The 10,453-nt window shown below is 62.5% G+C and carries 11 protein-coding genes; 8 read left to right on the top strand and 3 right to left on the bottom strand.

Annotation, left to right across the window (positions count from 1 at the left end; translation table 11 throughout):
• Positions 1 to 14: 14 nt before the first annotated feature.
• The gene (locus ACEN8I_RS17730) at positions 15 to 1,028 is read left to right on the top strand and encodes an asparaginase (RefSeq protein WP_413329889.1); all 1,014 of its coding nucleotides are present in this window, start codon (positions 15 to 17) and stop codon (positions 1,026 to 1,028) included.
• Positions 1,029 to 1,043: 15 nt separating this feature from the next.
• Here the strand turns inward: ACEN8I_RS17730 and ACEN8I_RS17735 are convergent, their stop codons facing one another.
• Positions 1,044 to 1,937, bottom strand: coding sequence for a LysR family transcriptional regulator (locus tag ACEN8I_RS17735; RefSeq protein ID WP_413329890.1), 894 nt, complete (start codon positions 1,935 to 1,937; stop codon positions 1,044 to 1,046).
• A 367-nt stretch (positions 1,938 to 2,304) separates the two neighbouring features.
• On the opposite strand from ACEN8I_RS17735, the gene ACEN8I_RS17740 reads away from it, so the two are divergent.
• The 5 genes from ACEN8I_RS17740 (at position 2,305) to ACEN8I_RS17760 (ending at position 6,460) form a co-directional block, all read left to right on the top strand.
• Positions 2,305 to 3,234: a branched-chain amino acid ABC transporter permease gene (locus ACEN8I_RS17740; RefSeq protein WP_413329891.1), complete on the top strand. Its 930-nt coding sequence runs from the start codon at positions 2,305 to 2,307 to the stop codon at positions 3,232 to 3,234.
• A gap of 34 nt (positions 3,235 to 3,268) precedes the next feature.
• Complete coding sequence (locus tag ACEN8I_RS17745) at positions 3,269 to 4,387, top strand: ABC transporter permease subunit (protein ID WP_007863161.1); 1,119 nt, start codon at positions 3,269 to 3,271, stop codon at positions 4,385 to 4,387.
• A gap of 11 nt (positions 4,388 to 4,398) precedes the next feature.
• Positions 4,399 to 5,166: an ABC transporter ATP-binding protein gene (locus ACEN8I_RS17750; protein WP_007863160.1), complete on the top strand. Its 768-nt coding sequence runs from the start codon at positions 4,399 to 4,401 to the stop codon at positions 5,164 to 5,166.
• Between the two features lie 14 nt (positions 5,167 to 5,180).
• Positions 5,181 to 5,900, top strand: a complete 720-nt coding sequence (locus tag ACEN8I_RS17755) for an ABC transporter ATP-binding protein (protein ID WP_074578237.1) — start codon at positions 5,181 to 5,183, stop codon at positions 5,898 to 5,900.
• Positions 5,901 to 6,073: 173 nt separating this feature from the next.
• Positions 6,074 to 6,460: a DUF2845 domain-containing protein gene (locus tag ACEN8I_RS17760; protein WP_413329892.1), complete on the top strand. Its 387-nt coding sequence runs from the start codon at positions 6,074 to 6,076 to the stop codon at positions 6,458 to 6,460.
• Between the two features lie 176 nt (positions 6,461 to 6,636).
• Here the strand turns inward: ACEN8I_RS17760 and ACEN8I_RS17765 are convergent, their stop codons facing one another.
• The gene (locus tag ACEN8I_RS17765; RefSeq protein ID WP_413329893.1) at positions 6,637 to 7,635 is read right to left on the bottom strand and encodes a Bug family tripartite tricarboxylate transporter substrate binding protein; all 999 of its coding nucleotides are present in this window, start codon (positions 7,633 to 7,635) and stop codon (positions 6,637 to 6,639) included.
• A 166-nt stretch (positions 7,636 to 7,801) separates the two neighbouring features.
• Between ACEN8I_RS17765 and ACEN8I_RS17770 the strand changes: the two genes are divergently transcribed.
• A complete protein-coding gene (locus ACEN8I_RS17770) occupies positions 7,802 to 8,164 on the top strand; it encodes a hypothetical protein (RefSeq protein ID WP_413329894.1) in 363 nt (120 codons plus the stop codon).
• Between the two features lie 106 nt (positions 8,165 to 8,270).
• On the opposite strand, the gene ACEN8I_RS17775 is transcribed toward ACEN8I_RS17770, so the two are convergent.
• A complete protein-coding gene (locus ACEN8I_RS17775) occupies positions 8,271 to 9,323 on the bottom strand; it encodes a CDP-6-deoxy-delta-3,4-glucoseen reductase (RefSeq protein WP_413329895.1) in 1,053 nt (350 codons plus the stop codon).
• 60 nt (positions 9,324 to 9,383) lie between these two features.
• Between ACEN8I_RS17775 and ACEN8I_RS17780 the strand changes: the two genes are divergently transcribed.
• Positions 9,384 to 10,310, top strand: coding sequence for an NAD-dependent epimerase/dehydratase family protein (locus ACEN8I_RS17780; protein ID WP_413329896.1), 927 nt, complete (start codon positions 9,384 to 9,386; stop codon positions 10,308 to 10,310).
• Positions 10,311 to 10,453: the final 143 nt, after the last annotated feature.

Genomic DNA, 10,453 nt, shown 5'->3' on the forward strand with positions numbered 1-10,453 from the left:
TCTTCTTTAACGCAATGGTTGAAACATTGATGCGAAAAACAAGGATTGCCGTCCTGGGCACCGGGGGCACCATCGCGGGCGAAGCCAGCTCCGCCTCCGACGTACTCAGCTACCAGGATTCGCAGCTTTCCGCTGCCGACACTTTGGTGCCGCTTGCCCCTTACTTACCCCGGGAGGTCGAATTGCTCCCGGTGCAGATCAGCCAGTTGGGCAGCGAAAACTTTTCCACCGATACCTGGCTTCTCCTGGCCCACGCGATTTCCCGGCTCGACGAGACCGAAGAGCCGGACGGCTTTGTTTTGACGCAGGGAACCGATACGCTGGAGGAAACCGCCTACTTTCTGCATCTGGCTTTGAAGACGGCCAAGCCGGTCGTGGTGGTGGGGGCCATGCGGCCCGCAACCGCCATCAGTGCGGATGGGCCTTTGAATCTCCTGCGGGCGGTGCAACTCGCGGCCAGTCCCCAGGTGCGAGGATTTGGTGTGATGGTCGTGGCAAATGAACGGATCTTTTCGGCCCGCGAGGTGACCAAATCCCATACCTCATCGATCGACAGTTTCTGCAGTCCGGAATTTGGATGCGTCGGTTATATGCAAAACGGGGATGTCAAGCTTCATCGGATGCCGTCGCGCCAGCACACGCTTGATTCGCCTTTCAGTGTGTCGGGCCTTCAAAGCCTGCCCAAGGTGGATATTGTTTATGCCTACGCCGGCGCGGGGAGCGAAAGTATCCGGGCTTTCCTGGACGGTGGCACACGCGGCCTTGTCCATGCGGGCACCGGAAACGGGTCGATTTCCAGCGTGCACCAGTTGGCTTATCGTGAGGCGATTCTGCGTGGCGTCGCGGTCGTCAGGAGCTCCCGCACCGGGAGCGGCCTTGTGTCGCGCAACGGCGCAATAGACGATGACGCTTTCGGCAGCATAAGTTCTGACACGCTCAGCCCGCAAAAAGCCCGCGTGCTGCTCAGTCTGGCACTGACCCTGAAGCAGGACGCCCCGGAACTGCAGCGCTACTTTGATCACTACTGAGCCCGATCTGCGATGTCAACCAGCTTGAATCAGGCGGGCCTGGGCCGCGAAATGCTCAACAAACTTTTTCTCATGCAGTGTGGCCTGGTGTGTGACCAGGTGCATCGCGGCCACCCGTATGGGCACTTCGGGGCGAAAGGGCAAAACCTGCGCGCCGTGCAGCTTTCCCAGTGCCCCCGTCAGGGAGTCAACCAGGGCGACGCCCATCCCTTGTGCGGCCAGATGCATTGCCACCACGCTGGTTTCGACCGAAACATTGCGGGTGAGCGCAATGTCCGCCATGCCGTCCGTCTGGGCAATCAGCGACGCAACAAGGTCATCCTTGCTCAAGCCGATGATGTTGCAGGAGGCAAGGTCCTGGACGGAGATGGTTTTTTTGGCTTTCGAAAAATAGCTGGATGTCGACACCGAACAGAAGAAGGACTGCAGCAGGTCTGTGGTCGCCAACGCCGCATGCGCTACCGGTTCATAAACAAATCCGATATCGACGTGCCCGGCCAGAAGCGCATCAACAAGGGAGTCGTAATGGTAGGTTTCCAGCGTCAGCTTGCATTTGGGGTATTGCCCAATGAATGATTTGACCGCTCGCGGCAATACGGCTGTGGCCAGCGAAGGGACGGCCGCGATCCTTAATTGCCTGGTACCGCCGTTGCGCAAGCCTGCCGCCAGCGAGGCGGCGTGGCTCATCGATTCCATGATTTTCAAAATTGCCGGACGCAGCTGCTGGGCTTCGTCTGTCGGTGCCATGCGCCCTTGCTGGCGATGAAACAAGAGGAAGCCGAGTTCATTTTCCGCGCTTGAAATAAGGCGGGACACGGCCGGCTGCGAAAGGTTGAGCATCTTTGCCGCGCCTGTGACGGTGCCGCAAAGGAATACCGCGTTGATAGCCTCGTATTTATGAAACCGCATGTCGCAATCCAAAAATGGAGAAATTGCCTCTATTCAAGCGGCTCGGCGAAGTGCTGCGAGGCCGGTACCCACTTGGCATCGCATTAGGCTTGATTTTCAAGAGCCAGTCACATAAGAGGAACTAATGAAAAATTAAAATTCGATGTTTCACTGAATGTTAAGGGTAAACCCCGCGAAAACCGCCTGCTTGGCCCGATTCTCGCTTAAGGCCGATGGCTACAATTCGCGGATTAGCTCGCCACCTAACCCAGTCACCTGGTTTTGATAGGCGGGCTTTTTGTTAACTCACGCCAGCCGCCGGTGATCCCGGCGGGCGGCGGCCGCCAGGCGGAGTTCGCATTTCATCAATTGGACGGGAGAGTGAGTTATGGAAGTATTGCTACAGCAGATCATCAACGGTCTGGTCCTGGGCAGCATGTATGCCCTGATCGCGCTGGGCTACACGATGGTCTACGGCATCATCAACCTGATCAATTTCGCGCACGGCGAGGTTTTGATGGTGGGGGCGCTGACCAGCTGGACCATCATCCGCTGGATGCAGGAGGCCATGCCGGGCGCGCCGGGCTGGCTGATTTTGTTGATATCGCTGCTGATCGCCTTTGTCGTCTGCGGGGCCTTGAACTTCGCGATTGAAAAAATCGCTTACCGGCCGCTGCGAAACTCCCCCAAACTGGCCCCGCTGATCACCGCCATCGGCATGTCGCTGCTGTTGCAGACGCTGGCCATGATTATCTGGAAACCCAATTACAAACCCTATCCCACTCTGCTGCCCACCGAGCCCTTCCAGGTCGGCGGCGCCGTCATCACGGTGACCCAGCTCTTCATCCTGGGCGCCACCGCCGTCTCCCTCTCCGTGCTGATGTGGCTGGTGCATTACACCAAGCTGGGCCGCGCGATGCGGGCCACCGCCGAGAACCCGCGGGTGGCGGCGCTCATGGGTGTCAAGCCCGACACCGTCATCTCCGCCACCTTCATCATCGGCGCCGTCCTGGCGGCGCTGGCCGGCGTGATGTACGCCTCCAACTACGGCACGGTGCAGCACACCATGGGCTTCTTGCCCGGCCTCAAGGCCTTCACGGCGGCCGTGTTCGGCGGCATCGGCAACCTGGGCGGCGCGGTGCTGGGCGGCATCCTGCTGGGCCTGATCGAGTCGATAGGCGCGGGTTATATCGGGCCGCTGACCGGCGGTGTGCTGGGTAGCCAGTACTCCGACATCTTCGCCTTTATCGTGCTGATTTTTGTCCTCACGCTGCGGCCTTCGGGCTTGCTCGGTGAGCGTGTGGCGGACCGGGCCTGACGGCCCCTCCATCCGGTACACAAGGAGAATATTGATGAATTCCACACAATCGAAAAAACTGGTGACCTTCCTGGTCGTTGCGGCGGCGCTGCTGGTGCTGCCCCTGATCCTGCAGCAGGGCGGCAACGCCTGGGTGCGCATCGTCGACATGGCGCTGCTCTATGTGCTGCTGGCCCTGGGCCTGAACATCGTGGTCGGTTATGCCGGCCTGCTGGACCTGGGCTATGTCGCCTTCTTCGCTGTCGGAGCCTATCTGTTCGCGCTGCTCGGTTCACCCCACTTGGCCGATGCCTTCCCCTGGATCGCGGCGCAGTTTCCGAACGGCCTGCATTTGCCGATCTGGGCCATCATTCCGGCCGCCGCGGCGCTTGCTGGTTTCTTCGGCGTGGTGCTGGGCGCTCCGACGCTCAAGCTGCGCGGCGACTACCTGGCCATCGTGACGCTGGGCTTTGGTGAAATCATCCGGGTGTTCCTGAACAACCTGGACCGCCCTATCAACCTGACCAACGGCCCCAAGGGCATCAACCAGATCGACTCGATGAAGTTCTTCGGTTTCGACCTGGGCAAACCGCATGAGTTCTTCGGCATCGAGGTCAACTCGGTGTCCATGTACTACTACCTGTTCCTGGTGCTGGTGATCGTCTCGGTCGTCATCTGCCACCGCCTGGAAAACTCCCGGATAGGCCGCGCCTGGATGGCGATTCGCGAAGACGAAATCGCCGCCAAGGCCATGGGCATCAACACCCGCAACATGAAGCTGCTGGCTTTCGGCATGGGCGCCACCTTCGGCGGCGTGTCCGGCTCGATGTTCGCGGCCTTCCAGGGCTTTGTGTCCCCCGAATCCTTCAGCCTGATGGAGTCCGTCATGATCGTCGCCATGGTGGTGCTGGGCGGCATAGGCCACCTGCCCGGCGTCATCCTGGGCGCCTTGCTGCTGGCCGCCCTGCCTGAAGTGCTGCGCCATGTGGCCGGCCCGCTGCAAGCCATGACCGACGGCCGGCTTGATTCCGCCATCCTGCGCCAGCTGCTGATCGCACTGGCCATGATCACCATCATGCTGATGCGACCGCGCGGCCTCTGGCCCTCCGCCGAGCACGGCAAGTCGCTGAACAAGGTCGTCGGCAAAGACCCCATCCAGTCAATCAACCCCTAAGGAGAATGGACATGAGCGAAACCATTCTTAAAGTCTCTGGTGTCTCCAAGCGCTTCGGCGGTTTGCAGGCCCTCTCCGACGTCGGCATCCACATCGAGCGCGGCCAGGTTTACGGCCTGATCGGCCCCAACGGCGCCGGCAAGACCACTTTCTTCAACGTGCTGACCGGCCTTTACACGCCCGACAGCGGCACTTTTGAACTTGCCGGCAAGGCCTACAAGCCCACGGCCGTGCATGAAGTCGCCAAGGCCGGCATCGCCCGCACCTTCCAGAACATCCGGCTCTTCGCCGACATGACGGCCCTGGAAAACGTGATGGTCGGCCGCCATATCCGCACGCAGTCCGGCCTCATGGGCGCGGTGTTCCGCACGCCCGGCTTCAAGCACGAGGAAGCCGCCATCGCCAAGCGCTCGCAGGAATTGCTCGACTACGTGGGCATAGGCAAATACGCCGACTTCAAGGCCCGCACGCTGAGCTACGGCGACCAGCGCCGCCTGGAAATCGCCCGTGCGCTGGCCACCGACCCGCAGCTGATCGCGCTCGACGAGCCGGCCGCCGGCATGAACGCCACCGAAAAAGTGCAGCTGCGTGAACTGATAGACCGTATCCGCAAGGACAACCGCACCATCCTGCTGATCGAGCATGACGTCAAGCTGGTCATGGGCCTGTGCGACCGCGTCACCGTGCTCGACTACGGCAAGCAGATCGCCGAAGGCGCTCCCGCCGAAGTGCAAAAAGACGAAAAAGTGATCACCGCCTATCTGGGCACCGGTCATTGAAGGAAAACAAGAACATGGCAGCAAACACACTCCTCAAAGTGACCGGCCTGAAAGTCGCCTACGGCGGCATCCAGGCGGTCAAGGGCGTGGACTTCGAAGTCCACGACGGCGAACTGGTCACGCTGATCGGCTCCAACGGTGCCGGCAAGACGACCACCATGAAGGCCATCACCGGCACCCTGCCGATGCTGGACGGCGACATCGAATACCTGGGCAAAAGCATCAAGGGTCGCGGTGCCTGGGACCTGGTCAAGGAAGGCCTGGCCATGGTGCCGGAGGGCCGCGGCGTGTTCACCCGCATGACCATCACCGAGAACCTGCAGATGGGCGCATACATCCGCAGCGACAAGGCCGGCATTGCCGAAGACATCGAAAAGATGTTCGTGCTGTTCCCGCGCCTGCGTGAGCGCAAGGACCAACTGGCCGGCACCATGTCCGGCGGCGAACAGCAGATGCTGGCCATGGGCCGCGCGCTGATGAGCCGGCCCAAGGTGCTGCTGCTCGATGAGCCCTCCATGGGTTTGTCGCCCATCATGGTCGACAAGATCTTCGAGGTCGTGAAGGACGTGTCTTCGCGCGGCGTGACGGTGCTGCTGGTCGAGCAGAATGCCAGCCGCGCGCTGGGCATCGCCAACCGCGGCTACGTCATGGAGTCCGGCAACGTCACCATGAACGGCGACGCCAAGCAGTTGCTCAGCGACCCGCGCGTGCGCGCCGCCTACCTCGGCGAGTAAGGCCGTTGTTTTGCGCCATCCCGCGCGCCGCACGGCGCCGCGGGACGCGCATTACAGCCGTAACACCGGCGACCCGGCCCGGGGCTATAAATGCCTTGCTGCGCCAAATCTTTGCGCATAAAGTTCAAAGGTGCGCCGCACGCGCATCTTGACCGAACCCTGGGAAACAAAAAATGAATCCAATCCTTGTCCGCGCCGCCGCCGTGATGCTGGCCTTCCTGGCTTCGTCCACGTTCACCGGCGCCTCCGCCCAGTCGCTGCGCTGCAAGGGCGACCTTGCGCAGATCGGCAACTCCAAGAGCACCATTTTGCAAAAGTGCGGCGAGCCCGTCATGAAAGACAGCTTCTGCAAACCCGTGCAGGAAACCGTCTCCAGCGCGCCCGTCACCACGCCGGCGGTGCCCAACACCTCCGGCACCACCACCAACGTGACGGTCAACACCTGCCAGCAGGTTGAGGAGTGGACTTACAACCCCGGCTATGGGCAGTTCATGACCATGCTGCTGTTTGAGGGTGGGTCGCTCAAAAGCATCCGCTACGGCGATCGTGTGACTCGATAACGTGGCCCTCACGGTCGCTCACTGCGTGTAGCTTCCTGCCCCCCGAGGGGGCCGCTGCGCCTGCGGCCCGGCAAAGCCGGTTCCGCGGCCCCTGCTGGGTTTAAAAGCCTACAACGGTCAGCAATAAAAAAAGGCCGGCTCCCAAAAGGTGCCGGCCTTTTTTGATGGGCGTCGGATCAGTCCACCTTGGCGCCGGAGGCCTTCACCACTTTTTCATACTTGGCGAGTTCGCTTTTCATGAAGGCACCGAACTGCTCGGGCGTGCTGCCCACGGGCTCGGCCATCAGGGTGGCGAAGCGGGTCTTGGCTTCGGGGGAGTTCAGCGCGGCGACAAAGGCATGGTTGAGCTTGGCCACCACGTCCTTGGGCGTGCCGGCGGGCGCCACCAGCCCCCACCAGGTGTCGATCTCAAAGCCTTTGAGCGTTTCGGAGACGGCCGGGACGTCGGGCAGCATAGCGCTGCGTTGGGCAGTCGTCACTGCCAGGGCCTTGAGCTTGCCGGCTTTGATGTTGGCCGAGGCCGTGGCGAGGTTGTCAAAGTTGTAGTCCACCTGGCCGCTGAGCAGGGCCAGCTGCGCGGGGTTGCCGCCGTTGTAGGGAATATGCAGCGCGAAGATGCCGGCCCGGGCCTTGAACATCTCGCCGGCCAGGTGGCCCGCGCTGCCGTTGCCGCCGCTGGCGTAGTTGAGCTTGGCCGGGTTGGCCTTGGCGTACTTGATCAGGTCGGCCAGCGTGTTGATGTTCAGGCGCCGCGCGGTGTCGGCGTTCATCACCAGCACATTGGGTACACGTACCATCTGCGTAATCGGCGCGAAATCGGTGGCCGCGTTGTACGGCATCCTGCTATAGAGCCAGGGGTTGATGGCATGCGTGGCCACCGCCGAGATGCCGACCGTGAGGCCGTCGGGCTGGGCCTTGGCGATCGCGTCGACGCCGATGTTGCCGCCGCCGCCCGGCTTGTTTTCAATGATCACGGTGCCCAGCGAGTCTTTCACGCGCTCGGCCATGAGGCGAGCGGTTGCGTCGATGGGGCCGCCGGCCGCATAGGGCACGATGATGCGCATGATCTTGGCTTGGGCCAGTGCCGGGGCAGGTGACAGGGCCGCGCCGGCCATGAAAACGGCGGCCAGGCTTTTGGCGATCAGGAAGGGGAGGGTGAGGGGTCTAATATTCATTGCCCTATTGTTGCAAAAAAGTTTGACGCGCCACGTTCCCGGCCCGGAACATACCGGTTACATCATCTTTACCTGCGGGACATGGTCGTCCAGCGCCCGTGCTGCGTTGGAGCTTCATGAGGCGCCCGCTTCATGTTTTCTCAACCCTCAAATACAAGGAAACGCCATGAAGATTCACACCCTTGTCGCCGCCCTCGCACTGGCTACCGGTGGCCTTGCCTTTGCCCAGGCGCCCGCCGCCCCTGCGGCGCCCAAAGACCCGCTGGCCACACCCCGCATCGACCAGCGCCAGGCCAACCAGGAAAAGCGCATTGACCAGGGCGTCAGCTCAGGCGCGCTGACCGCCAAGGAGACGGCCAAGCTCGACAAGCGCGAGACCAAAATCGAAGCCGACAAACTGGCCGCCAAATCCGATGGCAAGGTCACCAAGGCTGAGCGCCGCAAACTGAAACACGAAGAAAACCGCGCCAGCGCCGCCATCCGCCGCCAAAAGCACGACCGGCAGGTCGCGCCCGCCAAAGCCGGCTGAATTTCGCCGCCCTTGGACCGCGCATAAAAAAAGCCCCGACTGATGCATCAGCCGGGGCGTTTCTTTTTCTTCTTCTTTTATTCTTCTTGTTTGTTGGGTGCGCGGCTCAAGTTTCCGCTGGAACCGTAGCCTGGGATTTTTCCTTCTCGGTCACAAAAGAGTCGGCATAAAACTCGTCTTCCGGCAGGCCGGCTGCGGTGTAGGCGGCCTGGGCCGAGTCCACCACGATGGGCGCGCCGCAGGCATACACCTGGTGGCCCGACAGGTCGGCGAAGTCTTCCAGTACGGCCTGGTGGACAAAGCCGCTGCGGCCCGTCCAGTTGTCCTCGGGCAGGGCATTGGAAATCACAGGCACGTAGCGCAAATTCGGCATTTCGGCGGTCTTGGTTTTCACCCACTCGTCCATGTACAGGTCGGCCGGCCGGCGGCCGCCCCAGTAGAGCACGGCCGGGCGCGTGATGCCCTTGAACTGCAGGTGTTCGATCAAGGCCTTGATGGGCGCGAAGCCGGTGCCCGAGGCCAGCAGCACCATGGGCTTGTCGCTGTCTTCGCGCAGGTAGAAGCTGCCGAAAGGGCCTTCGATGCGCAGGATTTCCTTTTCCTTCATGGGGCCGAACACATGCTCGGTGAACTTGCCGCCCGGCATGTGGCGTATGTGCAATTCCACGCCCGGGTTCTCAGCCTGGGTGTGCGGCGCGTTGCCCATGGAATAGGCGCGGCGGTCGCCGTCGCGCAGCAGAAATTCCACGTACTGGCCAGCGTGGTACTTGAACACGTCGCTGGCCGGCAACTGCAGGCGCACCACCATCACGTCGTGCGAGGCCTTGGCCAGGCTGTTGATGCGCACCGGCATCTTCTTCACGGGGAAGGCGCTTTCGTCGGTCACGTGGCGCGACTCGATGACCACGTCGGAATGGGCCGTCGCGCAGCAGGTCAGGATGAAACCGGCGGCTTCTTCCTCCGGTGAAAGAGCCTTGGCCTGGTGCGCGCCGTGGGTCACCGTGCCTTCGAGTTTTCTGGATTTGCAGGAACCGCAAGCGCCGTCCTTGCAGCCGTAGGGCAGGCCTATGCCCTGGCGTATGGCGGCGGCCAGCAGGGCTTCGTCCACCTGGGCGATGAAAGTCCGGCCGCTGGGCTGCACGGTCACGTTAAAGCTCATATTCGGTATCCTTGCGGTAACTGTTCTCGACTTGGCCGGTTTTCCCGGCAACCCCCAATTTTGCCCTCAAACTCGAGTCCCTTAGGCGCGCTGCCTTCCCGTTTTCGCCGGGAGCGCATTTTGATCGTCGGCTGCGGCGACGTGGGCCTGCGCGCGGCCCGGCAACTGCCGCGCAACGCCAGGCTCATGGCGCTCACCTCTTCGGCCGCACGTGTGCCCGAACTGCGGTCCCGGGGCATCACGCCGCTGCGGGGCACCCTGGACGACGGCGCCTCGCTGCGCCGCCTGGCGGGCCTGGCTACCCGGGTGCTGCACTTGGCGCCGCCCCCGAATGACCACCCCGACCTGCGCAGCGACCCGCGTACGCTGGCCCTGCTGCGCGCGCTGCGGCTGCGCGGCCTGCCGCGCTCCCTGGTCTATGCCTCCACCAGCGGGGTCTACGGCGACTGCGGCGGCGAATGGGTGCGAGAAACCCGGCCGGTGAACGCCCACACGCCGCGTGCCCAGCGCCGCGTGCATGCCGAGGCCCATGTGCGGCTGTTCGGCCGGGCCACCGGCACCCGGGTGCACCTGCTGCGCATCCCGGGCATTTACGCGCCCGACCGCGAAGGCGGCACGCCACGCGGCCGGCTGCTCAAGGGCACGCCCGTGCTGCGCGCGGAGGACGACGTGTACACCAACCATATCCACGCCGACGATCTGGCCCGCGCCTGCCTCGCGGCGCTGTGGCGCGGCAAGCCGCAGCGCGCCAGCAATGCCAGCGACGACACCCAGCTCAAGATGGGTGACTACTTCGACCTGGCGGCCGGCCTTTACGGCCTGCCGCGGCCGCCGCGCCTGGCCCGCGGCAGTGCTGAGGACGCTCTCCCACCAGTTTTGCTGAGCTTCATGAGTGAATCGCGCCGGCTGGACAACAGCCGCCTCAAGCGCGAATTGCGGCTTCGCCTGCGTTACCCGACGGTGGAAATCGGCCTGCGCGATCGCTGAAAAACGCCTGGTTGAAGCAATCTGGTCCGCTTTCGCGCCACTTCGCCTTTTGTAGTTGTGTGTTTTTTGCAACAACGCGGCAGTCAAATGTTACAACCAAAGAGGTAACCATTTGAAACAAGAAGCTTCGACTCGGAACCGTT

The organism is Polaromonas sp. CT11-55, assembly GCF_047303325.1.
Lineage (GTDB): Bacteria > Pseudomonadota > Gammaproteobacteria > Burkholderiales > Burkholderiaceae_C > Polaromonas.

Excerpts from the sequence above, each read along its gene's own strand:
- ACEN8I_RS17730 (WP_413329889.1), top strand. The coding sequence starts at position 15 with ATGGTTGAAACATTGATGCGAAAAACAAGGATTGCCGTCCTGGGCACC.
- ACEN8I_RS17755 (WP_074578237.1), top strand. The coding sequence starts at position 5,181 with ATGGCAGCAAACACACTCCTCAAAGTGACCGGCCTGAAAGTCGCCTAC.
- ACEN8I_RS17765 (WP_413329893.1), bottom strand. The coding sequence starts at position 7,635 with ATGAATATTAGACCCCTCACCCTCCCCTTCCTGATCGCCAAAAGCCTG.
- ACEN8I_RS17745 (WP_007863161.1), top strand. The coding sequence starts at position 3,269 with ATGAATTCCACACAATCGAAAAAACTGGTGACCTTCCTGGTCGTTGCG.
- ACEN8I_RS17770 (WP_413329894.1), top strand. The coding sequence starts at position 7,802 with ATGAAGATTCACACCCTTGTCGCCGCCCTCGCACTGGCTACCGGTGGC.
- ACEN8I_RS17735 (WP_413329890.1), bottom strand. The coding sequence starts at position 1,937 with ATGCGGTTTCATAAATACGAGGCTATCAACGCGGTATTCCTTTGCGGC.
- ACEN8I_RS17775 (WP_413329895.1), bottom strand. The coding sequence starts at position 9,323 with ATGAGCTTTAACGTGACCGTGCAGCCCAGCGGCCGGACTTTCATCGCC.
- ACEN8I_RS17740 (WP_413329891.1), top strand. The coding sequence starts at position 2,305 with ATGGAAGTATTGCTACAGCAGATCATCAACGGTCTGGTCCTGGGCAGC.
- ACEN8I_RS17760 (WP_413329892.1), top strand. The coding sequence starts at position 6,074 with ATGAATCCAATCCTTGTCCGCGCCGCCGCCGTGATGCTGGCCTTCCTG.
- ACEN8I_RS17750 (WP_007863160.1), top strand. The coding sequence starts at position 4,399 with ATGAGCGAAACCATTCTTAAAGTCTCTGGTGTCTCCAAGCGCTTCGGC.